Here is a 23,424-nt window from a genome sequence, read left to right on the forward strand (position 1 = left end):
AGGGTTTCGCCCCCGGGATCGCGAGTCTCGTTACCCGGCCTTCAGGCAGGGGAGGAGGAGGGAGCTTCCAGCCTATCCATTGGCCAGCGCGGCACCGCCTTCATCACGCCGATATCGTCGTGTTCGCCGGACAGCAGTCTCTGCGCTCCCACGTAGGCGATCATCGCCCCGTTGTCGGTGCAGAACCGTCCGCGGGGATAGTAGGCCCGGGCGTCACGCTTGGCGCACTCCTGCTCCAGCCGCTCGCGCAGGCGCACGTTGGCACTCACGCCGCCGGCCACCACCAGGCGCTTGAGACCGGTCTGGTCCAAGGCGCGACGGCATTTGATCACCAGGGTGTCCGCTACCGCCTCTTCGAAGGCGCGGGCTACATCGGCGCGGGCCTGATCGTCGAGGGCGCCACGGGCGTCCAATTGACGGATGGCGGTAAGAGTGTGGGTCTTGAGACCCGAGAAGCTGAAGTCGAGCCCTGGGCGGTCGGTCATCGGCCGCGGGAATCGGAAACGCGTGGCGTCACCGCCTTCTGCCAGTCGCGCCACCAGGGGGCCGCCCGGGTAGTCCAGGCCAAGCATCTTGGCGGCCTTGTCGAAGGCCTCGCCGGCGGCGTCGTCCACGGATTCGCCGAGCAGGGTGTAGTACCCGAGGCCGCGCACTTCGACCAGCTGGGTATGGCCGCCGGAGACCAGCAGGGCCACGAAGGGGAAGTCGGGGCGCTCCTCCTCCAGCATGGGGGCCAGCAGATGCCCCTCCATATGATGGACACCCAGCACCGGTATGCCCAGAGCGCGAGCCATGCCGTGAGCGGTGGCAGCGCCCACCATCAGAGCGCCTACCAGCCCGGGGCCGGCGGTATAGGCGATGGCGTCGAGTTCGTCGCGGGAAAGTCCGGCCTCGTCGAGCACCTGCTGAATCAGCGGCAGCAGGCGACGGGTGTGGTCCCGGGACGCCAGTTCCGGCACGACGCCGCCGTATTCCGCATGCATGGCAATCTGGCTGTAGAGGGCGTCGGCCACGAGGCCTCGCTCGGTGTCGAAGAGGGCGACGCCGGTCTCGTCGCAGGAGGTCTCGATGCCCAGTACGCGCATGGTGTCGGCTCGGTTGTTCAGGACAATCAGGCATTCTACGTGGTTTGCGGTGGTAAAGCATTTGCAAAGGGAGAAGGGCGGGACTAGACTACTGTGCGCTGCAATACTGGGTCGTACACCCAGGTGGCGAACTCCCGCGACCGTCTCTGCCTTCCGGCTCGCTACCCTGCGTTCCGGGCGAATTTTTCGTCGCGAAAGCTGCCACCCACAGGGGTGTGCGTACTAACCGAACTCTAGTTACCTAAGGTAGGTGAGTGCTTAATGCCTTCTGTTAAAGTACGTGATAACGAGCCGTTTGACGTCGCACTGCGTCGTTTCAAGCGTTCCTGCGAAAAAGCCGGTGTTCTCTCCGAGGTACGTCGTCGCGAGTCCTACGAGAAGCCCACCGCGGAGCGCAAGCGCAAGGCGGCAGCTGCCGTCAAGCGTCACGCCAAGAAGCTTCAGCGTGAGCGTAAGCGTTTCGAACGGCTCTATTGATCCGTGCTGGAGATGACCGGGGCTTCGGGCCCGGTCATCTCAGGAGGATGCCAAGCGGCCGCCACCCGGCGGTCGCTTGTTTTTCGGGGTGTCGATATCCAACAGATGCCGGCATTCTGCAGCGATCGCATCGCGGCTTGTCGAGGTGATCCGATTTCATGGCAGGACAGATTCCCCAGCGCTTTCTCGATGACCTGATGGCCCGCGTCGACGTGGTCGAGGTGGTGGGCGAACGGGTCAAGTTAAAGAAGGCCGGTCGCAATTACTCCGGACTGTGTCCCTTCCATCAAGAGAAAACGCCCTCGTTCACCGTCAGTGCTGATAAGCAGTTCTATCACTGCTTCGGCTGTGGCGCCCATGGCAACGCCCTGGGCTTCTTGATGGAGTACGACAAGCTGCGCTTCCCCGAGGCGGTGGAGCAGCTGGCTGGGAGGCTAGGTCTGGAGGTGCTCCGTGAGGGTGCCGACGATCCTCGCGCCCAGGCACGAGAGCGCAAGCGCAAGGAGGGGGTCAATCTGCTTGAGCTGGCGGCCAGCTTCTTCCGCGAGAGGCTGAAGATGCCTGAGGGAGAGGGAGCTCGGCAGTATCTTGAACGGCGTGGCCTTTCCCCGGATGTGCAGCAGATTTTTGGCATCGGTTACGCCCCGGATGACTGGGAGGCGCTCAAGCGCCACCTTACCGAGCGTGGCATCAGCGATGCGGTACAGGTGGAATATGGCCTGCTAGTGCACCGCGAGGAGAGCGGGCGCACTTATGACCGTTTTCGAGACCGGGTGATGTTTCCGATACGCGACGTCAAGGGGCGTACCATCGCCTTTGGCGGGCGGGTGCTGGGCGATGCCAAGCCCAAGTATCTCAACTCTCCCGAGACCCCGGTGTTTCACAAGGGGCGTGAACTTTATGGCCTCTACGAGGCGCGTCAGGCAGATCATCGTCTGGAGCGGGTGGTAATCGTCGAGGGCTACACGGATGTGGTGGCTCTGGCCCAGTTCGGTATCCGCAACGCGGTCGCTACCCTGGGCACTTCCACCAGTGAAGAGCACCTGACCCGGCTGTTTCGCATGGTGAGCGAAGTCGTGTTCTGCTTCGACGGCGACCGCGCCGGGCGCCAGGCAGCAACACGGGCCCTGGAGACGGTGCTCCCGCTGATGATTGACGGGCGCCAGGTGCGCTTCCTGTTCCTGCCCGAGGGAGAGGATCCCGACACCCTGGTACGTCGCGAGGGAGCCGAGGCGTTTCAGGACCGCATCACCTGCGCCAATCCGCTGTCGGAATTTCTCTTCGACCAGGCGGCGGCGGGACGAGATCTGGCCCGCATCGAAGATCGCGAGCGCTATGCCAGTCAGGTGCTGGCGGCGCTGGCCAGGCTGCCGGAGGGCGTACTCAAGTCGCTGTTGCTCAGTGAGCTTTCGCGGCGAACCGGCGTGGAGGCGTCGAACTTCAGCGCCCTGCTGGCGAGGGCCAAGGCTACCGCTGTCGAGCCTGCTCCGGTCCGGGATATGGCCAGCAAGGATGGAGCGGCCCAGGCCGCTGGCATGCCCGAAACGGCCCCGCCGCTGGGAGAGCGCTCTCCGCCCACGGCCCGTTCAGGCGGGGCGCTAAGCCTTGCCGCTCGCGCCTTGCAGCTGCTGGTGCACGAGCCGTCGCTGGTGGCGCAACTACCGGAAGAGGACGGATGGTGTCCCGAAGATGACCCCGACGGGCGCCTGTGTCGTGAAGTGGTCCGCCTGCTGAGGGCGGGACGCTACCGCAGTGCTCAGGTGTTGCTGGCCCACTTTCATGGCAGCGCTGAGGGCGAGCGCCTCGCGGTCTTGGCCCGCCGTGAGCTGCTGATCCCGAAAGAAGCGCGCGGCGCCGAATTGGAGGGGTTGGTCAACCACTTTCGCCGCACTCGGCAGCGACGTTCTCCGCAGGAAGAGATCGATGCGCTGCTGGCCAGGGAGCGGGGCGGCGAGCGATTGTCACGGGAAGACAAGCAGCGGCTGATGGCCCTGCTTACTGAACTGCATGGCTGACTCCAGGGTCAATCGTGATTATTCAGAGGGTCAATCGTGATTATTCAGATTGGCCTTGGGGTTGATTTTTCTCCTACCATCACCACATAGGAGAGATCGTCTAAAAACGGCGCAACCTGACAAACTAACACACCTGATTGACCGCGCAAATAGAGCAAACTGGCAGAAATAGGCGTTACGGCGCTATACTGTTTGGCTTCACGAGTTTCTCCACCCAGCGCTTCAGGTGCTTCATTCTTCTTCGTCGAGATAGGGTTTCTATGGCTGGAAATGCGCAGCAGCAGTCACGTCTGAAGGAGTTGATCGCGCGCGGCAAGGAACAGGGCTACCTGACCTACGCCGAGGTCAACGATCATCTACCCGAGGATATCGCCGACCCCGATCAGGTGGAAGACATCATCGGCATGATCAACGACATGGGTATCAGCGTCGTCGAGGAAGCGCCCGATGAAGACACCCTGATGATGTCGGATCATTCCACCGACGAGTCCGCTGCCGAGGAAGCTGTGGCGGCACTGGCTGCAGTGGAGAGCGACGTAGGCCGAACCACCGACCCGGTGCGTATGTACATGCGCGAGATGGGAACCGTGGAATTGTTGACCCGCGAGGGTGAGATCTTGATCGCCAAGCGCATCGAGGAGGGTACTCGCGAGGTCATGTCCGCGCTTGCCTATCTCCCTGGCGCTGTCGAGTCGATTCTCGATGCCTACGACACCACCCAGAACGAGGAGGCCCCCGGTCGGCTTTCCGACCTCTTCTCCGGCTTTATTGATCCCGATGAAGGGATACCCGGTGTGGCCGAGGCAGAGGTGCCCGAGGAGGAGCCTCAAGACGAAAGCGATGCCGACGAGGAGGATGGCGAAGCGGAAGAAGAGAGCGTCGGCGGCCCCGATCCCGAGGAAGCCCGAGCCCGCTTCGAACAGATTCGTGAGCAGAACGCCGCGGTTCAGGCTGCTATCGAGGCGCACGGACGCCATGCCAAGGAGGCCCAGGAAGAACTGGCGCGTCTGGCCGAGCTGTTTTCCCCGATCAAGCTGGTGCCCAAGCATTTCGAACGTCTGGTGAACCAGGTGCGCATCAGCGTCGAGCAGGTGCGTGCCCAGGAAAAGGCGGTGATGCAGCTGTGCGTCAAGAAGGCACGGATCCCCCGCAAAACCTTCATCAAGGCTTTCCCCGGCAGCGAGGCCGATGCAGGATGGCTTGACGCCTTCGGCAAGGACTTCCCGAAGTACGCCGATCGTCTGGAGCCGCTGCGCGTTGATATCATGCGCGCTCAGCGCAAGATTGCCTTCGAGGAGGCGATGGTTCGTCTGCCGGTACAGGAGATCAAGGAGGTCAACCGGCGCCTTTCCATCGGCGAGGCCAAGGCACGCCGCGCCAAGAAGGAAATGGTCGAGGCTAACCTGCGGCTGGTGATCTCCATCGCCAAGAAGTATACCAACCGCGGCCTGCAGTTCCTGGACCTGATCCAGGAAGGCAACATCGGCCTGATGAAGGCGGTGGACAAGTTCGAATATCGCCGCGGCTACAAGTTCTCTACCTATGCCACCTGGTGGATTCGCCAGGCGATCACTCGCTCCATCGCCGACCAGGCGCGCACCATCCGTATTCCGGTGCACATGATCGAGACCATTAACAAGCTCAACCGGGTCTCCCGGCAGATGCTTCAGGAGATGGGCCGCGAGCCCACCCCCGAGGAGTTGGGCGAGCGTCTCGAGATGCCCGAGGACAAGGTGCGAAAGGTGCTCAAGATCGCCAAGGAGCCGATCTCCATGGAAACCCCCATTGGTGACGACGACGATTCGCACCTGGGTGACTTCATCGAGGACGGCACCATGATCCTGCCCATCGACTCCGCTACCGGAGAGGGGCTGATCGAGGCGACACGTAACGTGCTCGGCGGCCTCACCGCCCGTGAGGCAAAGGTGCTGCGCATGCGTTTCGGCATCGACATGAATACCGACCACACCCTCGAGGAGGTCGGTAAGCAGTTCGACGTCACCCGCGAGCGGATTCGTCAGATCGAAGCCAAGGCGCTGCGCAAGCTCCGCCATCCCAGCCGCTCCGAGCCGCTACGCTCCTTTCTGGACGAATAGCAGCTAACACCCGGCCGTCATGAAAAGCCCCTGCAGGCATTGCCTGCAGGGGCTTTTTGCTGGTGCGCAGGACGCCCCAGGAAGGCCTGCATGCTGATGTCAGCTTGCGCGGCGTGCCATCGCCCAGCGCCGAGCCAGTAGCGTCAGCTCGATCACCGCGATCAGGATCAGCGCGTAGCCAAGCAGTTCCACCACTTCCTCGGCGGCGTCCTTGAAGGTGCGCACGTAGTGCTCTTGAAGCACGGCCTCCCAAAAGTCGCTGCGGCCATAGAGGCGCGAGAAGACGAAGGTGGTCAGCACCCCGGCGGCGAACAGGCCGAAGGAGAAGCTGTTGGCGTAGTTCGCGAATTCCGCAGCAAAATGCTGTCGTTCTCGGATTACCCAGTACAGCACCGGCACGATCACCAGAGCTACCAGCACCTTCCAGGTGTGGCGAGCCACCCAGGTGTCCAGAAAATAGTCCTGCTCGCGGATCAGTGAGGCGAACACGAAGCCGAACATCAACAGGCTGACAGTGGGCAGTACGTTGAGAACCTGGCGAGTATAGAGAAGTAGCACCGAGGCAAGCGCCAGCACGGCTGTTTGGGCGAGTTCGGTGAAGCCGTACTCTGAGAAGCGCACGTCGGGGAAGTGCTGCGCTTCGATAAAGGCGCCCTGAGCCAAACCCGCGATAAACAGGATATAGAGCGCGGCGCGGAGGCAAGTCGCGGTGAAGTTGATCGGCCAGGGGTGGTCGGGGGGGGGAGTCTGGGTCATGACAAGAGGGATTCCCTAGGATCGCGTGCAGTAGTGCTTGTGATTCTAATCGGTTGGCTTCCGGCTGCCCATGATCGCCTGATCGGCAATGTCGTCATCGACGACGGGTGTCGTCTGTCACCTGGGCCGTATACGACGCGAAACCGAGCTGTTCGGGAAATGCCTTGTGCATCAAGGGAGTGACGCACCTGGAATGTTTGTTTGCAAGCTATTGAAAAGCCAGGCCCTACGCCATTGGTCGAGTCATGCCCATCGGGCTATTGCCGAGTCGCGCTGACTCATCTAGTTTACGTTAACGTAAAGTGCCGGAGCGCCTCGCAGCACAGGTGCCCGACCAGTCCGATACCGAGATGGCCACAACAATGACAACGACAATGACAACGGCATACAACGACAACAACAGCACCAACGGCGGATCGTTTACACGATCCTGAGAGGACGTCACATGACTCAGGACTTCATTCTGGAGACTCGGGGGCTGACCAAGGAATTCCGCGGCTTTACCGCCGTGGACGATGTCAACCTGCAGGTTCAGGAAGGCCATATCCACGCCCTGATCGGCCCCAATGGGGCCGGTAAGACCACCGTCTTCAACCTGCTCACCAAATTCTTGCCACCCACTCGCGGCGAGATTCTCTATCGCGGCAAGGCGATCACCGGCATGAAGGCTAACGAGATCGCCCGCCTGGGTCTCGTACGTTCCTTCCAGATCTCCGCGGTGTTCGGCCACATGACGGCCATGGAAAACGTGCGCGTGGCCCTGCAGCGGCCCATGGGCACTTCCTTTCACTTCTGGAAGTCCGAACGCAGCCTCGACCACCTCAATGATCGTGCCATCGAGCTTCTCGACGAGGTAGGCCTGCGCGAGTATGCCGACGTGCTCACCGTGGAGATGCCCTACGGGCGCAAGCGCGCTCTGGAAGTGGCCACTACCCTGGCCATGGATCCCACGATGATGCTGCTCGACGAGCCGACCCAGGGCATGGGCGCCGAGGACGTTGACCGCATCGTCGAGTTGATACGCCGCGTGGCCAAAGGGCGCACCGTGCTGATGGTGGAGCACAATCTCAGCGTGGTGAGCCGACTGTGCGATCGCATCACCGTGCTGGCCCGCGGCGCAGTGTTGGCCGAGGGCGACTACGCCACGGTCTCTGCGGACCCGCTGGTCAAGGAAGCTTACATGGGCAGCGAAGCGGCGGAAGAGGAGGCCAGCGCATGAACCAGCCAGCCGAGAGCCTGACAGACCACCAGCACCACGATGCCGCCGAGATGTTGCGGGTCAGCGATCTGCACGCGTTTTATGGCGAGTCCCATATCCTCCATGGCGTCGATTTCGACGTGAAGCGCGGCGAGTTGGTCACCCTGCTGGGGCGTAACGGTGCCGGTCGTAGCACCACGCTCAAGTCGATCATGAACATGGTCGGCCGGCGTACCGGCTCGATCATGATCAACGGCAACGAGACCCTCAACATGAGGCCTCACCACATACCACGGCTGGGTATCGGCTACTGCCCCGAGGAGCGTGGTATTTTCGCTAGCCTCGACGTCGAAGAGAACCTGCTGCTGCCGCCTACGGTTCGCTCTGGTGGCATGTCGATCGACGAGATATACGAGATGTTCCCCAACCTCTACGAGCGCCGACGCAGCCCGGGCACGCGGCTCTCCGGGGGTGAACAGCAGATGCTGGCCATGGCGCGCATCCTGCGCACCGGGGCGCGGCTGCTGCTGCTCGACGAGATCACTGAGGGGCTGGCGCCGGTTATCGTCCAGGCGCTGGGCCGTGTGCTGGTCAAACTCAAGGAACGCGGCATGACCATCGTGTTGGTTGAGCAGAACTTCCGCTTTGCGGCACCGCTGGCCGACCGCCACTTCGTGATGGATCACGGCCTGATTGTCGAGGAGATCTCGGCGGCTGAGCTGCCGAGCAAGCGCGAGCATCTGCACACCCTGCTGGGCGTGTGAATCGGCGCCGCCGCTGTTTTTCGCAGTGGCAACAACAAACGCAACACCCGTCGTAACAACAACAAAGCCCCGTTTCGGGGCAGAGGAGAGCCACATGACCTTCATCAAGAAGAGCCTCACCACCGCCGTCGCTCTGGCTGCTACCGCCGCCATGGCTACCACCGCCCAGGCCCAGATGAGCGACGGCGAGATCCGCATCGGCTACCTGGCCGACATGTCTGGCACCTACCGCGATCTGGCCGGTCCCGGTGGTCTGGAAGCCCTCAACATGGCCGTTGAGGACTTCGGCGGCAGTGTTAACGGCACCCCGATCGAAGTTTTCAGCGCCGACGACCGCAACAGCGCCGACGTGGGCGCCAACACCGTGCGCGAATGGTTTGATACCCGCAACGTCGATCTGGTGGCTGGTATGGTGGCCTCCTCCGTGACCATCGCCGCGACGCGGGTGATCGAGGAGAACAATGGCCTGGGTATTGTCTCGGGTTCTGCCGCCTCCAGCATCACCAACGAGCACTGCACCCCGAATCACATCCACTGGGTGTATGACACCTACCCGCTGGCCAACGGTACCGCTAAGGCGATCGTCGATCAGGGTGGCGACAGCTGGTTCATGCTGACCGCCGACTACGCCTTCGGCCATGCGCTTGAGGGCGACGTGAGCAAGGTAGTGGAAGAGAGCGGCGGCGAAATCGTCGGTGGCGTGCGCCACCCGTTCCCCACCAACGACTTTTCCTCCTACATCCTCCAGGCCCAGGGCTCCGGGGCCAAGATCATCGGCCTGGCCAATGCCGGCGCCGATACCGTCAATGCCATCAACACCGCCAGCCAATTTGGTGTGGTCGAGGCAGGGCAGCAGCTCGCCGGCTTGCTGGTGTTCCTGAACGACGTCTATGCCATGGGCCTGCCGACCACACAGGGTCTGCTGCTGACCACCGGCTGGTATTGGAACATGGACGATGAGTCCCGCGAGTGGGCCGAGCGCTACTACGAGCGCATGGGCCGCATGCCGACCATGGTTCAAGCCGGCATCTACTCCAGCACGATGAATTATCTGGAGACCGTGGCCGAGTTGGGTAGCGATGACCCTGAGGCGGTGCGCGCGGCCATGGGCGAGAAGCCGATCAACGATTTCTTCTCACGCAACGGTCGTGTTCGCGAAGATGGACGCATGGTTCACGACATGTTCCTGGCTCAGGTTAAGTCGCCTGCCGACAGTGAGCACGAGTGGGACCTCTACGAGATCCTCGCCACCATCCCCGCCGAGGAAGCGTTCCGTCCGCTCTCCGAAAGCCAGTGCGAGCTGGTACAGAACTGAAGCGCGCAAGACCGGCGGCGGCGCAAGCCGCCGCCCCCTCTGACGGGAGATTCCTGACATGACGATGATATTCGGGGTGCCGGCGGCGGTATTCCTCGGCCAGCTGCTGCTGGGCCTGATCAACGGCGCCTTCTACGCCCTGCTCAGCCTGGGCCTGGCGGTGATCTTCGGCCTGCTGAAGATCGTCAACTTCGCCCACGGCGCCATGTACATGCTGGGGGCCTTCGCCACCCTGCTGGGCATGCGCTATTTGGGCATTAACTACTGGGCGGCGCTGCTGCTGGCGCCGCTCTTTGTCGGCCTGTTCGGCATGCTGCTCGAGCGGACGATGCTGCGTCGCATCGCCCACCTGGACCATCTCTACGGCCTGCTGCTGACCTTTGGCCTGGCGCTGATCTTCGAGGGTACGCTGGTCAACTTTTTCGGCGTCTCGGGGGCACGCTACCCGACACCCGAGTTGCTGCAGGGCGGTTTCCAGCTGGGCTTCATGTTCCTGCCCAAGTATCGCGCCTTCGTGCTGCTGGCAGCCATCGTTGTGTGCGTGTTCACCTGGTTCATGATCGAACGTACCCGGCTCGGCGCCTATCTGCGCGCCGGTACCGAGAATCCGGGGCTGATGCAGGCCTTCGGGGTCAATGTGCCTCTGTTGATTACCCTCACGTACGGCTTTGGCGTGGCCCTGGCTGCCTTCGCCGGGGTGTTGGCCGCGCCGCTCTATCCGGTGTCGCCCACCATGGGCTCCAGCCTCTTGATCGTGGTCTTCGCCGTGGTGGTGATCGGTGGCATGGGCTCGATTCTCGGCGCCGTACTTACCGGCTTGGGCATGGGCCTGATCGAAGGCCTGACCAAGGTGTACTACCCCGAGGCGGCCAACACCGTGATCTTCCTGGTGATGATCCTGGTGCTGCTGATTCGACCCGCCGGCCTGTTCGGCAAGGAGGCATGACCATGTCCGTGACTCAGACACAGACGCTGACCCCCTCCATGAAGCGTCAGCGCCGAGCCGATATGCGCCGTAACGCTCTTTACCTGGTGCTGATTGCCATCGGTCTGGTGGCGCCCTTCGTGGCCTATCCGGTGTTCCTGATGAAGGTGCTGTGTTTCGCGCTGTTCGCCTGCTCCTTCAACCTGCTGCTTGGCTACGCGGGGCTGCTTTCCTTCGGGCATGCGGCTTTCCTGGCCACCGGCGGCTATATCACCGGTTACCTGCTGGCTAGCCACCCGGGACTGACCCCGGAGCTGGGCATTATCGCCGGGACTCTGGTTGCGGTGGCGCTGGGGGCGGTATTCGGTGCCCTGTCGATCCGTCGCCAAGGCATTTACTTTGCCATGGTGACTCTGGCGCTGGCCCAGCTGGTGTTCTTCGTCTACGTCCAGTCGCCCTTCACCGGCGGTGAGGATGGCCTGCACGGAGTGCCACGTGGTCACCTGTTCGGCTTCATCAGCCTGAGCAGCAACCTGGCGATGTATTACTTCGTTTTCGCCATCTTCCTGATCGGTTTCGCGATCATCCAGCGGGCCGTGCATTCGCCCTATGGGCAGGTACTCAAGGCGATCCGCGAAAATGAACCGCGCGCGGTGTCGCTGGGCTACAACGTCGATGCCTACAAGTGGGTGGCCTTCATCCTCTCCGCGGGCCTGGCGGGCCTGGCCGGCTCCACCAAGACGGTGGTGTTCCAGCTGGCCTCGCTGACCGATGCCCACTGGCACATGTCCGGTGAGGTAATTCTGATGACCCTGCTGGGCGGGGTAGGCACGCTGTTCGGCCCGATGGTCGGTGCCGGCATCGTGGTCAGCCTGCAGCATCTGCTGGCGCAGTCACCGCTGGGTAACTGGGTGGGGCCGATTCTCGGGGTGATATTCGTGGTCTGCGTGCTGAGCTTCCGTAGCGGCATCGTTGGCGAGATCCTCAAGTCCTACCGCAAGAACTTCAAGTGAGCTACCGGTCAGCCGCGTCAGGCTGACACAGCTCCTCATGCTTCGGGCGCCCTGCGGGGCGCCTTTTTCATGATGAGTGCTGGCCGGGCAGTCGGTTCGACAGGTTGGCGACCAGGTGGTCGAGGAAGCGATGAACTTTTGGCGAGCGCTGTCGGTGGCGGGGGAAGACCGCCCATACTGCGGTATCGGCATGGCGGTAGGCATCCAGCACCGAGATCAGCGCGCCGCTGGCGAGGTGTTCCTCTACGTAATAGTCGGGAAGCTGTGCCAGCCCCAGCCCCTTGAGCGAGGCGTCCAGGAGGGCGGGCCCGGAGTTGGCCTGCCAGGCACCCCGCACGCGTACCTCTCGGCGCACGCCCTCCACGGCGAAACGCCAGTGGTCTCGGCTGCCCACCAGACAGCGGTGATGGACTAGCTCTGCCAAGGCGTGGGGCTGGGAGATGTGCGCGAAGTAGGCGGGAGCCCCGACCACGTATTCGTGCCGCTCGCAGAGCCGTCTTGCCACCAGGCTGGAGTCCTCCAGGCGGCCCATGCGGATGGCGATATCGAAGCCCTCATCGATGATGTCCACCTGGCGATTGGTGAACTGCATGCGCACCTCGAGCCGCGGGTGCTCGAGAAGGAAGTCGTTGACCAGAGGCGCGATGAAACGCTCTCCGAAGGTGGTGGCCGAGGTCAGGCTGAGCAGGCCCCGGGGCCGCGCCTGGAGGTCATTGAGGGCGGCTTCGGCCTCACGGAAACCGTCGAATAGCTGGCGGCATTGATGGTAGTAAAGCCGACCCTCGTCGGTGAGATGGATCTGGCGAGTGGTACGGTAGAGCAATGCGGTGCCCAGCTGGGTCTCCAACTGGCTGACCAGTCGGCTGACGTGGGAGGGGGATACCGACAGCTCACCGGCGGCAGCGGCAAAAGTGCCCAGGCGCACCACTGCCACGAAGGCTTCGATACGATCCCAGCGCTGCATGGCGTCTCCTGACCTATTGTTGCTGTGTGGCAATAATGTTGTGCGTTTGGTGCAGTTTATCTTAGGTGGCGGTGTTGATTAGACTGCAGTCAGACATTTTCCATAAAGTGAGGAGATTCATCATGAAGTCACGCGCCGCTATCGCGCTGGAAGCCGGCAAGCCGCTGGAATTGGTCGACATCGACGTAGAGGGTCCCAAGGCTGGTGAGGTGCTGGTCAAGATCGCCGCTACCAGCGTCTGCCACACCGACGCCTTTACACTTTCCGGTGCCGACCCGGAGGGGAATTTCCCGGCCGTGCTGGGCCACGAAGGAGCCGGCATCGTCCAGGAAGTTGGTGAGGGGGTGACCAGCGTGCGCCCCGGTGACCACGTCATCCCTCTCTATACCGCTGAGTGCGGCAAGTGCAAGTTCTGCCTCTCTGGCAAGACCAACCTATGCGGCGCGGTGCGCGCCACTCAGGGCAAGGGCCTGATGCCCGACGGCACCAGCCGCTTTTCGCTGGATGGGAAGATGCTGCATCACTATATGGGCACTTCCACCTTCAGCGAGTTCACCGTGGTGCCCGAGGTCTCCCTGGCAGTGGTCTCCCAGCAGGCACCACTGGACAAGATCTGCCTGCTTGGCTGCGGCGTGACCACCGGCATCGGTGCAGTAATGAACACCGCCAAGGTGGAGCCGGGCTCCACCGTGGCGGTCTTCGGCCTGGGCGCCATCGGCCTGGCGGTGATCCAGGGGGCGCAGATGGCAAAGGCTAGCCGTATCATTGCCATCGATGTGAATCCGGAAAAGTTCAAGCTCGCCGAGCAGTTCGGCGCCACCGAGTTCGTCAACCCCAAGGAGTACAGCGATCCGATCCAGGAGGTGATTGTCGACCTGACCGATGGCGGCGTCGACTATTCCTTCGAGTGCATCGGCAACGTCAATGTCATGCGCTCGGCACTGGAGTGCTGCCACAAGGGCTGGGGCGAGTCGATCATCATCGGCGTGGCCGGAGCCGGTGAGGAGATCTCCACTCGCCCGTTCCAACTGGTGACCGGCCGGGTCTGGAAGGGCTCCGCCTTCGGCGGGGTCAAGGGGCGCACGGAACTGCCGGGCTATGTCGAGCAGTATATGAAGGGCGAGATCAATATCGACGACTTCATTACCCATGACATGCCGTTCGCGCAGATCAACGAAGCCTTCGAACTGCTGCATGCCGGCAAGAGCATCCGCACCGTGCTTCACTTCTAATACGCACTCGCTGCCGTGCGACTGAGGGCTTTTATTATGACCATGACGGAAAATCTCGAGCTGGTATCGGCCAACAAGAGCTTCGGCGGCTGGCACAAGCGCTACCGCCATCGTTCCCGGGCGCTGGACTGCGAGATGGTCTTCGCCATCTACCTGCCGCCCCAGGCCGAGACCGAGCGGGTGCCGCTGCTTTGGTGGCTCTCCGGGCTGACCTGCACCGACGAGAACTTCATGCAGAAGGCCGGTGCGCACCGTCTGGCCGCCGAGCTGGGCATTGCCATCCTTTGCCCGGATACCAGCCCGCGAGGTACCGACCTGCCCGGCGAGCACGACAGCTACGATTTCGGCTCCGGCGCCGGCTTCTACGTCAACGCCACCCGGGAGCCGTGGAAGAAGCACTACCGGATGTACGACTATGTCACCGAGGAGCTGCCCTCGGTGGTGCGCCAGCACTTCCCGGTCAATGGCCGCGAGTCGATCAGCGGCCACTCCATGGGCGGCCACGGCGCGCTGATCATGGCCCTGCGTCGGCCCGGCCACTACCGCTCGGTGTCGGCCTTCTCCCCCGTCGTCAACCCCTCGGAGTCCCCCTGGGGCCAGAAGGCCTTCGCAGAGTATCTGGGCGAGGATCGCGGCAAATGGACTCAGTACGATGCCTGTGAGCTGGTGGCCCGTGGCGCCTCCAGCCAGTCGCTGTTCATCGACCAGGGCGAGGCCGATGACTTCCTCGAGGAGCAGCTCAGGCCCGAGCGGCTGGAAGCGGTGTGCGCCGAGCACGATCACCCGCTGACTCTGCGGCGTCAGCCCGGCTATGACCATAGCTACTACTTTATCGCTTCGTTTATCGAGGACCATCTGCGCTATCACGCCGAACGCCTGCACAAGAAGCGCTAGGGCGTTGAGGCTAGGGCGTCGATGCTAGGGCGTTGAGGCAACGCCGGCCGCTTGTCTCACGGCTCGGACGACGAGTCCGTATACTGACGGCCTGGCATTCGGCACGCGGGGGCGAGCGGCAGTGGGGCAAAAGAGAGAGGCAAGAGGCAGCATGATCCGGGCCTGGGGTCGCTGGCTATGGGGTTGGCTGTGGCGCACGCTGCTGGGCTTCATGCTGCTTTCGGTGCTGCTGGTGCTGTTGTTCCGTCAGGCGCCGGTGTTCGGTTCCATGGTGATGGTCGAGCGCAAGGTGCAGTCGTGGATCGCCCGAGAGCCCATTGATATTCGCCACCGGTGGCGCCCTTGGGGCGAGCTCTCCGACCACGCCAAGCTGGCGGTGATCGCCGCCGAGGACCAGCGCTTCCCCGAGCATCGCGGCTTCGACCTGGTGGAGATGCGTCGTGCCTGGGAGTCGAACCGCGCCGGTGGCAGCCTGCGCGGGGCCAGCACTCTGACCCAGCAGACGGCCAAGAACCTCTTCTTGTGGACCGGGCGTAGCTGGGCACGCAAGGGGTTAGAAACCTGGTTCACGCTGCTGATCGAGGCCCTGTGGCCCAAGCAGCGTATTCTCGAGGTCTATCTCAACATCGTCGAGTGGGATAGCGGCGTGTTCGGCCTGGAGGCCGCGGCCCAGCACTACTTTGGCGTCACGGCAGGGCAGCTCAATGCCGTTCAGGCCAGTCGCCTGGCGGCCATCCTTCCGAACCCGCGGGCCTGGGATGCGGCTCGCCCCGGCCCCCACGTGGAACGACGCAGCACCTGGATCCGCCAGCAGGTGAACAACCTGGGCGGTGCAGCCTATCTTGAAAGGCTCTGAAACCCTGACTCATTCATCCGAGAGCCATCTGCCATGCCCCGGCGCTGTTCCTTTCGGCAAGAGACCTAGGCGCCATCCCGCTGCTTGCCGATTGGCGCTGGCTTGCCCCTGACCACCAGCGCCACGCCGGCGATGGCAAGGGCCATGCCGGCAAGCGACACCGGCGGCAGGGCCTCGTCGAACAGCCACCAGGCCTGCAGGGCGGTGACCGGCGGCACGAGGTAGAAGAGGCTCGCCACCCGCGAGGCCTCTCCGCGTTTGATCAGCGCCATCAGCAGCAGAATGGCGGCGATGGAGAGCACCATCACCAGCCAGCCCAGCGTGAGGGCGAAGGTGGGCGTCCAGGTGACGCTGCGCTCCTCGAAGAGTAGGGCACCAAGCCCCAGCAGCGCACCCGCCGACAGGTACTGCACCACGGTGCCCGATAGCAGCGGCATGCCGGTGCAGTAGCGCTTCTGGTAGAGGGTGCCACCTGAGATGCCGACCAGAGCCACCAGGATGGCCAGCAGGGCACCTGCGCCGAAGCCCTGGAACAGCGCTCCGCCGGGATCCAGCTTTCCGCCGAGCACCAGGGCCACACCGACCAGACCCAGCAACAGCCCGAGCCACTGGCGTCGGCTCAGCCGCTCGCCCAGCAGCGGTCCGGCGAGCCCGGCCGTCAGCAGCGGTTGCAGCCCCACCAGAAGCGAAGCGAGCCCTGCCGGCATGCCCAGGTAGATGCCGTAGAAGACGCCGCCCAGATAGCCGCCGTGCACCAGCAGGCCGGAGACGGCGATATGCCCCCACAGTCGCGGGCCTTGAGGCCACTCGCCCGAGAGCCAATGGGCCAGCGGAATAAGCAGCGTCAGAGTCAGGGCGAAGCGGATAAACAGAAACGTGAAGGGCTCTGCGTAGGGCAAGCCGAACTTGGCGCCTATGAAGCCGGTGCTCCACAGGGCCACAAAGAGAAGCGGCATGGCGAAGAGCCAGGCCTGGCGTTGACGTTCCGATGTCATGTCGAGTGGCTACCAGGGTCAGAGGGTGTGGGCATCATCGCGACTGAGGGCTTGGGATGCCAATGTCTTGGCTCGTGCTTTGGTCGTAGGTGCGATCTTGGCGGAAAAATGGTCAGACCAAAATTTTACCTTATTGTATAAGGTGTTGCCGCCTGAAGCCGCGAGATCAGCCCAAGTTATTGCGGTGGTTTGCGTTGAAAGTCGCTATTGGCCATAGCCGGTCTTTTCGCTAGTTTCTGGAGTGGAAGACGTTTCCAAATTGAGTCGTCTTTTGCTCGGCCCCGAAGGGAAGTCGGTGACAGTTGCGTATGAGCCCTCAGGGCCTCCGCCTTCGCCTACGAAGTGCTCGTCCGCTATGCCTTCAACTCGCCGACCAACTGGGTCCATGAGTCGATGACCCTGATGTTCGGCATGCAGTATCTGGTGGCCGGGGCCTATGCCCTGCGCGAGGGGGGATGTTCGTGTCGATATCCTCTACAGTCGCGCCAGACCGCTTAACAAGGCGGCCCTGGACCTGGTGACATCAGTGTTCTTCTTCATCTTCACCATCGCGCTGCTGGTGACCGGCTGGAAATTCTTTTCCCAGTCAGTGAGTGATGCGTTCTTCTTCGGCTCAAGCTACTCCAACGAGACCTCCTTTACCGAGTGGGCCATCCAGTTCTACCCGGTAAAGTTCATGTTCTTCTTCGGCGCATTGTTACTGCTGCTCCAGGGATTCGGGCAACTGGTTCGTGACGCCCAGTCGTACCGTTACTTCTGGCGCTGGCATGAAGGGAGCCGGACCTTCGCCCGTGTGCTGCTGATCGTCGCTGCCTTGCTGGCGGCATGGGTGGTCTTCGAGATGGTCAATATTGCCGTCACCGAATACGAGAGCCTGGCTGGCAGCCTAGAGAACAGCCTGAGCAGCGTGGGCATCGGCGGATTGACTCTGGTCATGTTCGGTTCGTTGATGGTGGTGCTGGTGGCGGGTCTACCGCTGGCTTTCGTTACCGGCGGTCTGGGGGTGGCCTTCCTCTATCTGATCGGCGATCAGAACATGCTCAACCTGATGCCCTCGCGCATCTTCCCGATGATGACCAACTACCAGCTCTCGGCCATTCCGCTGTTCATCTTCATGGCCTCGGTACTGGAGAAGGCGGGGATCATCGAAGAGCTGTTCGATGTCGTCTACAAGTGGATGGGGGGGCTCAAGGCAGGCTTGGCTATTGCCACCATCATTGCCTCCACGCTGTTGGCCGCCATGGTCGGCGTGATCGGTGCAGCGGTGGTGACCATGGGCCTGATCGCCCTGCCGGCGATGCTCAAGCGCAACTATGACCCGGAGATCGCCATCGGCTCGATCATGGCCGGGGGCACCCTGGGCATCCTGATCCCGCCATCGATCCTGGCTATTATCTATGGCGTCATCGCCCAGCAGTCGGTGGGTGAACTCTACCTCGGTTCTCTGATCCCCGGTCTGCTGCTGGCCTTCATGTACGGTTTCTACTGCTGGATGCGCGGCACCTTGAACATCAAGATGGCGCCGCCGATGCCGGTCGAGGATCGGGTCGACATGAAAGAGAAGCTGCGACTGCTGCGCAACATGTTCCTCGACTGGGTCGGTATCCTGCTGCTGGCCGTGCCGATCTTCGTGCCGCTGATCAAGGGCCGGCGCTGGTCACCTGGCTGCCCAACCTGGCGTACGGTTGACGCCATGCGCCGTTAATCGATGAAATGTGGTAGGCGCTCCCTGAGGGGGCGCCTTCTTACAGCCCGTTACAACACTCTGTGAACTCGTCGCGACGGCGGGCGGTCACAGGGGGGCACATTCACAACGCAATTATAGAGGTATTCATGCAACGGATGACCGCACTTTTCTCGGCCGCACTGCTCGCCCTCGGCCTCGCTGCCACCCAGGCCCATGCACAGCAAGATTCTGCAGCTGCTTCCGAGCAGCCCCAGGCCGCCGCTCCGGCGATGGACTTTTCCGACGTCCAGCTCCAGCAGTTTGCTGATGCCTCTCAGGAAATTGCCGTGCTTTCTCAGGAGTATTCCGAGCGTCTTCACGCCGCAGAGGATGAGGCGACTCAGCAGGAAGTTCGTACTGAAGCCAACGATATGATGGTTCAGGTCGTCGAAGACAGCGGCCTCGACGTTGATACCTTCAACGCCATCGGCCAGGCCATCCAGCAGGATCCCGAACTGATGCAGCGCGTTCAGGATATGGTTCAGTCGTAAAAAACGTCGTTGAACCAACGCCGACTTTCGTCGGCAGCGTGAACGGCCACCCGCGGGGTGGCCGTTTTTCTGTGGGTGCCCCTTGCTGCGCTCATGGTGGCCGAATCATCGCGCGTCGCTGCTTTACAGCGCCCTGCCGAGCTCTCAGACTTGGCAGCAGATAGCCTGCCGGAAGGGAGCGTGACCGATGGAAGTGGAACTACTGGAAATCCGCCAGCATATGGGGCGCTTTCCGCCCTTCGATGCCCTTTCCGACGACCTGCTTGACGAGATCGCCGGCGAGGTGGAGGTCGCCTACTACCGTGCCGGCAGCGAGATCTTGACGCTTGACCAGGAGATCCATGAACTCGCTTATATCCGCAGCGGCGCGGTGGAGGTCCATCGACGCAATGGCGACCTCTACAATCGCCTGGGAGAAGGCGATATCTTCGGCCAATTCAGCCTGCTGGGTAATCATCGGGTGCGTTTCCCGGCCCAGGCGCTGGAAGACACCCTGATCTACTTCCTTCCGGATGTGCTCTTCCAGCGACTCTGCACAGAGGATGAGCACTTCGCCGACTTCGTGGAACTGCAGCGGCCGCGCCTCGAATCCGCGGTCGAACACCATAAGAAGCAGAACGACATGATGATCACCCGGGTGCGCAAGTTGCTGACCCGCTACCCGGTGATGGTGGAGGCGAGCACCACGGTGCAGGAGGCCGCTCGGCAGGTGGGTGATTCCGGCGCTTCTGCGGTGCTGGTGCTGGATGCCCCCGGCGACAACCCTCGCTACACCTTCCGCGACAGCGAAGAGCGCGCCTGGCAGGTGCGAGGCATCCTCACCGACAGCGACTTTCGCCGCCTGGTGGCAGAGGGGCGCGCGCCCGATACCCCGGTGGGTGACATAGTGGGTGATCGGCTGGTGGCGATACAGTCTGACGAATCGGTGCACGAGGCGATGCTCACCATGCTGCGCAATAACATTCACCACCTGCCGGTGATGCACCGCCGACATCCGGTGGGCATTGTGCACCTCTCCGATATCATTCGCCACGAGACACATTCCAGCCTTTATCTCGTCAGCAATATCTTCAATCAGTCCTCGGCCGAAGGGCTGGCCAAGCTGGCCCCGGATGTGCGTTCGGCCTTCGTTCGCATGGTGGAGGATGGCGCCGACTCCCGGATGATAGGCAGCGCCCTTTCCACCATTGGCCGCAGCTTCACTCGCCGCCTGCTGGAACTGGCGGAAGAGGCGCTGGGCCCGCCACCCGTTCCCTATTGCTTCATGGCCATGGGCTCTATGGCGCGCAACGAGCAGAGCCTGGTGACCGACCAGGACAACGCCCTGGTACTCGACGATGCCTTCGACCCCAAGGCTCATGACGCCTACTTCCTCGAGATGGCGAAGATCGTCAGTGACGGCCTTCACGCCTGCGGCTACACCTACTGCACCGGTGACATCATGGCCACCAACTCGCGCTGGCGGCAGCCGCTCTCCGTGTGGAAGCGCTACTTTCATGACTGGATCCGCGATCCGACCCCGGAGCGACTGCTGCACAGTTCGATCTTCTTCGACCTCGACGCCGTCTACGGCGAGAACGTCTACGTCGAGCAGCTCCAGGATCTGGTGGCCGAGCAGGCCCCGAAAAGTGCGCTTTTCCTCGCTGCCATGGCCCGCAACGCCGTCAATCGTACGCCGCCGCTGGGGTTCTTCCGGACCTTTGTAATGGAAAAGGACGGCAAGCAGAACAACTCCATCAACCTAAAGCGCCGCGGTACCGCGCCGCTCACCGATCTGATCCGGGTTCATGCGCTGGCCTGTGGCTCCCGGGCCCAGAACAGCTTCGCTCGCCTGGACGACATCGACCGCACCCAACTGCTGGCGCAGGGGGTCAGCGGGAAGCTGCGCTATGCCCTGGAGTTTCTTTCCATGGCGCGTATCCACCACCAAATGATCGACATTCAGCACGATCGAACCCCGGACAACAACATCGAGCCGGAGAACGTCAGCGACACGGAGCGCCACACCCTCAAGGACGCCTTCCAGGTGCTCAGCAACGCCCAGAAATTTCTCAAATTCCGCTATCCGGTCCCTTCCAATGCGGTGCGCCGCCCGCAAGGGTCTCAGTGATGTGGCTGCCAGGCAAAGCGCGGCAACAGGCCCCTGGCTGGCCTGACTACTTGGCCGACCGCGCTGCCAGGGCCGAACATCCGCTGCTCAACGACTATTTTTCAGCGGGCTGCCCCGATCCGGCCACTCCTATTGGCGAAGTGCCGATGGCGGCGCTGGATATCGAGACCACCGGGCTGGATCCGCGTCGCCACGCCATTGTCAGCGTCGGGGTGGTGCCCTTCAGCCTGGCGCGCATTCCGCTGCGGGAGAGGCGCTACTGGGTGCTCAAACCAGCCAGGGTGCTCACCGAGAAATCGGTGACCCTTCACCGTATCACCCATGCCGAAGTGGAAAACGCCCCCGATCTTGCCGAGATTCTGCCCGAGTTGCTCGGGCTGCTGAAGGGGAAGGTCACGGTGGTGCACTATCGCCACATCGAGCGACCCTTTCTGGATAGTGGTATCCAGGCTCGGCTGGGGGAGGGGGTGCGCTTTCCGATGATCGACACCATGTCGTTGGAGGCGCGGCTGCATCGCCAATCGCTGTGGTCGCGTTTTCGCCGCTGGCTGGGCCGCCCGCCGGTATCGATCCGCTTGCACAACAGCCGAGAGCGCTATGGTCTGCCTGCCTATCAGGGGCATCACGCGCTGGTAGACGCCTTGGCAACCGCCGAACTGCTGCAAGCTCAGGTGGCAAACCGCTATTCCCCCGAGACCCCGGTCAGCGAGCTGTGGAGCTGAACGCAGGAGGGCGGCCATTGGCCGCCCTCCTGCGTTCATGCTGCGATACCGGCTAGCATCAGCGCGGTTCGCTCATCAACCCCTTGACGATGGCGTAGCAGCCGACCAGCAGCACCAGGGTGAAGGGCAACCCGGTGGTGAGGGCGGCCGTCTGCAGGGCGGCGAGACCGCCACCGAGCAGCAGGGCGATGGCGAGCGCACCCTCGATCAGCGCCCAGAAGATACGCTGGGGCTTGGGGGCATCTACTTTGCCGCCGGCGGTGATGGAGTCGATCACCAGTGAGCCGGAGTCCGACGAAGTGATGAAGAACACGATCACCAGAATGATGCCGATGAATGAGGTAATACCACTCAGCGGCAGGTACTCCAGCATGGTGAAGAGCTGCAGCTCCAAGGCGGCATCCTGCACCTCGGTGATGCCGGAATTGACCACCTGATCGATGGCGGTCGTGCCGAAAGCGGTCATCCACACCACCGATGCCAGGGTCGGGATCAGCAACACCGAGATCAGGAACTCACGCACGGTACGGCCACGGCTGACGCGAGCAATGAACATGCCGACGAAGGGCGACCAGGCAATCCACCAGGCCCAGTAGAAGGCCGTCCAGCCTTGGCTGAAGTTGGCATCTTCGCGCCCGAACGGCATGGAGAGTGCCGGCAGATGAGTCACGTAGCCGACCAGGTTATCGAAGATACCCGTCGCGATCATCAGTGTCGGACCCACGATGATAACGAAGCCCAGCAGCAGGGCGGCGAGCACCATGTTCAACTGGGAGAGGCGCTGCACGCCCTTATCGACGCCGAGCATGATCGAGCCCAGGGCCACTAGGGTAATGCCCAGAATCAGCAGCACCAGGGTGGTGTCGCCGGAAGGAATGCCGAACAGATACTCAAGGCCCCCGGCTGCCTGGGTGGCGCCGATGCCCAGCGACGTCGTCAAGCCAAACAGGGTGGCAAATACCGCCAGGATGTCGATGACATGTCCTGGCCAACCCCAGATGCGCTCACCCAGAATCGGGTAGAAAATCGAGCGCATGGTCAGCGGCAGGCCCTTGTTGAAGGAGAAGATCGCCAGCGACAGGCCCACAATGGCGTAGGCCCCCCAGGGGTGGAAGCCCCAGTGGAAGATAGTCGCCGCCATGCCCAGGTCGATGGCACCGGCCTGATCCCCTGCGGCTGCACCCAGCGGGGCCCAGTCAGTGCGTATGCCATCTTCGCCCACGCTGATACCGCCCATGGCGGTACCGAAGTGGCCCAGGGGCTCCGCCACACCGTAGAACATCAGCCCGATGCCCATGCCGGCGGCGAACAGCATCGAGAACCAGCCCAGGTAGCCGAAGTCCGGCGTGGCATCGGCGCCGCCGATGCGCACCTTGCCCAGGGGCGTGAAGATCAGGACCAGCGCCAGGAGCGCGAAGACGTTGGCGCCGAGCAAGAAAAACCAGCCCAGGTTGGTGGTCAGGAAGCTGAACATGCTGTTGAAGATCGGCTCCATCTGATCCTGCAAGGCCAGCGTCAGGATCACGAACAGCAGAATCACGATCGAGGAAAAGATGAAGACCTTGCCGTGCAGGTCAACATTTACCCCCAGCGGCGAGGCGGTAATGTTGTCCTGCCCGATCACGTAGTCCGTGTCTATGAGGTTCGCCGCCCCCTCCGGGGCGGGGATGCCCTCGGAGCCGTTGTTCGGCTCTTTGGGTTTATCTTGATTGGGTGGTTTTGCCATCTAGCTGTCTCCCTTGCGTTGCGTAGAGTCGCGCTGAGGTTATTTCATTGCGCAAAGTATTACG

General features: G+C 62.6%; 20 protein-coding genes. 15 read left to right on the forward strand and 5 right to left on the reverse strand.

Annotated elements, in window-relative coordinates; genetic code table 11:
* Positions 1-41: 41 nt before the first annotated feature.
* Positions 42-1,085, reverse strand: a complete 1,044-nt coding sequence (gene tsaD, locus ACFODV_RS04365; protein WP_379755184.1) for a tRNA (adenosine(37)-N6)-threonylcarbamoyltransferase complex transferase subunit TsaD — start codon at positions 1,083-1,085, stop codon at positions 42-44.
* A 261-nt stretch (positions 1,086-1,346) separates the two neighbouring features.
* Here tsaD and rpsU point away from each other — a divergent pair, with 261 nt between their 5' ends.
* From rpsU to rpoD, 3 genes are all read left to right on the forward strand, one after another.
* Positions 1,347-1,562, forward strand: coding sequence for a 30S ribosomal protein S21 (gene rpsU, locus ACFODV_RS04370; RefSeq protein ID WP_017430978.1), 216 nt, complete (start codon positions 1,347-1,349; stop codon positions 1,560-1,562).
* A gap of 158 nt (positions 1,563-1,720) precedes the next feature.
* The gene (gene dnaG, locus ACFODV_RS04375) at positions 1,721-3,577 is read left to right on the forward strand and encodes a DNA primase (protein ID WP_379755187.1); all 1,857 of its coding nucleotides are present in this window, start codon (positions 1,721-1,723) and stop codon (positions 3,575-3,577) included.
* Positions 3,578-3,837: 260 nt separating this feature from the next.
* Positions 3,838-5,673 (forward strand): RNA polymerase sigma factor RpoD, encoded by a 1,836-nt coding sequence (rpoD, locus tag ACFODV_RS04380; RefSeq protein WP_379755190.1) that lies wholly within the window; start codon positions 3,838-3,840, stop codon positions 5,671-5,673.
* Positions 5,674-5,772: 99 nt separating this feature from the next.
* Here rpoD and ACFODV_RS04385 read toward each other — a convergent pair whose 3' ends face one another.
* Positions 5,773-6,429, reverse strand: coding sequence for a hypothetical protein (locus ACFODV_RS04385; RefSeq protein WP_379755193.1), 657 nt, complete (start codon positions 6,427-6,429; stop codon positions 5,773-5,775).
* Positions 6,430-6,874: 445 nt separating this feature from the next.
* On the opposite strand from ACFODV_RS04385, the gene ACFODV_RS04390 reads away from it, so the two are divergent.
* The 5 genes from ACFODV_RS04390 (at position 6,875) to ACFODV_RS04410 (ending at position 11,644) form a co-directional block, all read left to right on the forward strand.
* Positions 6,875-7,648: an ABC transporter ATP-binding protein gene (locus ACFODV_RS04390; RefSeq protein ID WP_379755195.1), complete on the forward strand. Its 774-nt coding sequence runs from the start codon at positions 6,875-6,877 to the stop codon at positions 7,646-7,648.
* Positions 7,645-8,391, forward strand: coding sequence for an ABC transporter ATP-binding protein (locus ACFODV_RS04395; RefSeq protein WP_379755198.1), 747 nt, complete (start codon positions 7,645-7,647; stop codon positions 8,389-8,391). Before ACFODV_RS04390 ends, ACFODV_RS04395 begins: the two co-directional genes overlap by 4 nt.
* Before the next feature lie 94 nt (positions 8,392-8,485).
* Complete coding sequence (locus tag ACFODV_RS04400; RefSeq protein ID WP_379755202.1) at positions 8,486-9,706, forward strand: ABC transporter substrate-binding protein; 1,221 nt, start codon at positions 8,486-8,488, stop codon at positions 9,704-9,706.
* A 58-nt stretch (positions 9,707-9,764) separates the two neighbouring features.
* Positions 9,765-10,652 carry a branched-chain amino acid ABC transporter permease gene (locus ACFODV_RS04405; RefSeq protein ID WP_379755205.1) on the forward strand — a complete coding sequence of 296 codons (888 nt, stop codon included), beginning with the start codon at positions 9,765-9,767 and terminating at the stop codon, positions 10,650-10,652.
* 2 nt (positions 10,653-10,654) lie between these two features.
* Positions 10,655-11,644, forward strand: coding sequence for a branched-chain amino acid ABC transporter permease (locus tag ACFODV_RS04410; RefSeq protein WP_379755208.1), 990 nt, complete (start codon positions 10,655-10,657; stop codon positions 11,642-11,644).
* A gap of 67 nt (positions 11,645-11,711) precedes the next feature.
* Here ACFODV_RS04410 and ACFODV_RS04415 read toward each other — a convergent pair whose 3' ends face one another.
* Positions 11,712-12,608 (reverse strand): LysR family transcriptional regulator, encoded by an 897-nt coding sequence (locus tag ACFODV_RS04415; protein ID WP_379755211.1) that lies wholly within the window; start codon positions 12,606-12,608, stop codon positions 11,712-11,714.
* Between the two features lie 122 nt (positions 12,609-12,730).
* Here ACFODV_RS04415 and ACFODV_RS04420 point away from each other — a divergent pair, with 122 nt between their 5' ends.
* The 3 genes from ACFODV_RS04420 to mtgA all read left to right on the forward strand — a co-directional run bounded on the left by ACFODV_RS04420 (position 12,731) and on the right by mtgA (position 15,590).
* Positions 12,731-13,840, forward strand: a complete 1,110-nt coding sequence (locus ACFODV_RS04420) for an S-(hydroxymethyl)glutathione dehydrogenase/class III alcohol dehydrogenase (RefSeq protein WP_379755214.1) — start codon at positions 12,731-12,733, stop codon at positions 13,838-13,840.
* 36 nt (positions 13,841-13,876) lie between these two features.
* Positions 13,877-14,734 (forward strand): S-formylglutathione hydrolase, encoded by an 858-nt coding sequence (gene fghA / locus ACFODV_RS04425; protein ID WP_379755217.1) that lies wholly within the window; start codon positions 13,877-13,879, stop codon positions 14,732-14,734.
* A 151-nt stretch (positions 14,735-14,885) separates the two neighbouring features.
* A complete protein-coding gene (gene mtgA / locus ACFODV_RS04430) occupies positions 14,886-15,590 on the forward strand; it encodes a monofunctional biosynthetic peptidoglycan transglycosylase (protein WP_379755220.1) in 705 nt (234 codons plus the stop codon).
* Positions 15,591-15,655: 65 nt separating this feature from the next.
* Here mtgA and ACFODV_RS04435 read toward each other — a convergent pair whose 3' ends face one another.
* Positions 15,656-16,585, reverse strand: coding sequence for a DMT family transporter (locus ACFODV_RS04435; protein ID WP_379755223.1), 930 nt, complete (start codon positions 16,583-16,585; stop codon positions 15,656-15,658).
* A gap of 436 nt (positions 16,586-17,021) precedes the next feature.
* Here ACFODV_RS04435 and ACFODV_RS04440 point away from each other — a divergent pair, with 436 nt between their 5' ends.
* The 4 genes from ACFODV_RS04440 to ACFODV_RS04455 all read left to right on the forward strand — a co-directional run bounded on the left by ACFODV_RS04440 (position 17,022) and on the right by ACFODV_RS04455 (position 21,634).
* Positions 17,022-18,290 carry a TRAP transporter large permease subunit gene (locus ACFODV_RS04440; protein WP_379755226.1) on the forward strand — a complete coding sequence of 423 codons (1,269 nt, stop codon included), beginning with the start codon at positions 17,022-17,024 and terminating at the stop codon, positions 18,288-18,290.
* Between the two features lie 128 nt (positions 18,291-18,418).
* Positions 18,419-18,802 carry a DUF4168 domain-containing protein gene (locus tag ACFODV_RS04445; protein ID WP_379755229.1) on the forward strand — a complete coding sequence of 128 codons (384 nt, stop codon included), beginning with the start codon at positions 18,419-18,421 and terminating at the stop codon, positions 18,800-18,802.
* Between the two features lie 187 nt (positions 18,803-18,989).
* Positions 18,990-20,912 (forward strand): DUF294 nucleotidyltransferase-like domain-containing protein, encoded by a 1,923-nt coding sequence (locus tag ACFODV_RS04450; RefSeq protein WP_379755232.1) that lies wholly within the window; start codon positions 18,990-18,992, stop codon positions 20,910-20,912.
* Positions 20,912-21,634 (forward strand): 3'-5' exonuclease, encoded by a 723-nt coding sequence (locus tag ACFODV_RS04455; protein WP_379755235.1) that lies wholly within the window; start codon positions 20,912-20,914, stop codon positions 21,632-21,634. Before ACFODV_RS04450 ends, ACFODV_RS04455 begins: the two co-directional genes overlap by 1 nt.
* A gap of 58 nt (positions 21,635-21,692) precedes the next feature.
* Here the strand turns inward: ACFODV_RS04455 and ACFODV_RS04460 are convergent, their stop codons facing one another.
* Positions 21,693-23,360, reverse strand: a complete 1,668-nt coding sequence (locus tag ACFODV_RS04460; RefSeq protein ID WP_379755238.1) for a BCCT family transporter — start codon at positions 23,358-23,360, stop codon at positions 21,693-21,695.
* Positions 23,361-23,424 lie beyond the last annotated feature (64 nt).

Origin of the sequence: Halomonas tibetensis (assembly GCF_042643535.1) — a bacterium.
In the GTDB taxonomy this organism is placed as follows: domain Bacteria; phylum Pseudomonadota; class Gammaproteobacteria; order Pseudomonadales; family Halomonadaceae; genus Halomonas; species Halomonas tibetensis.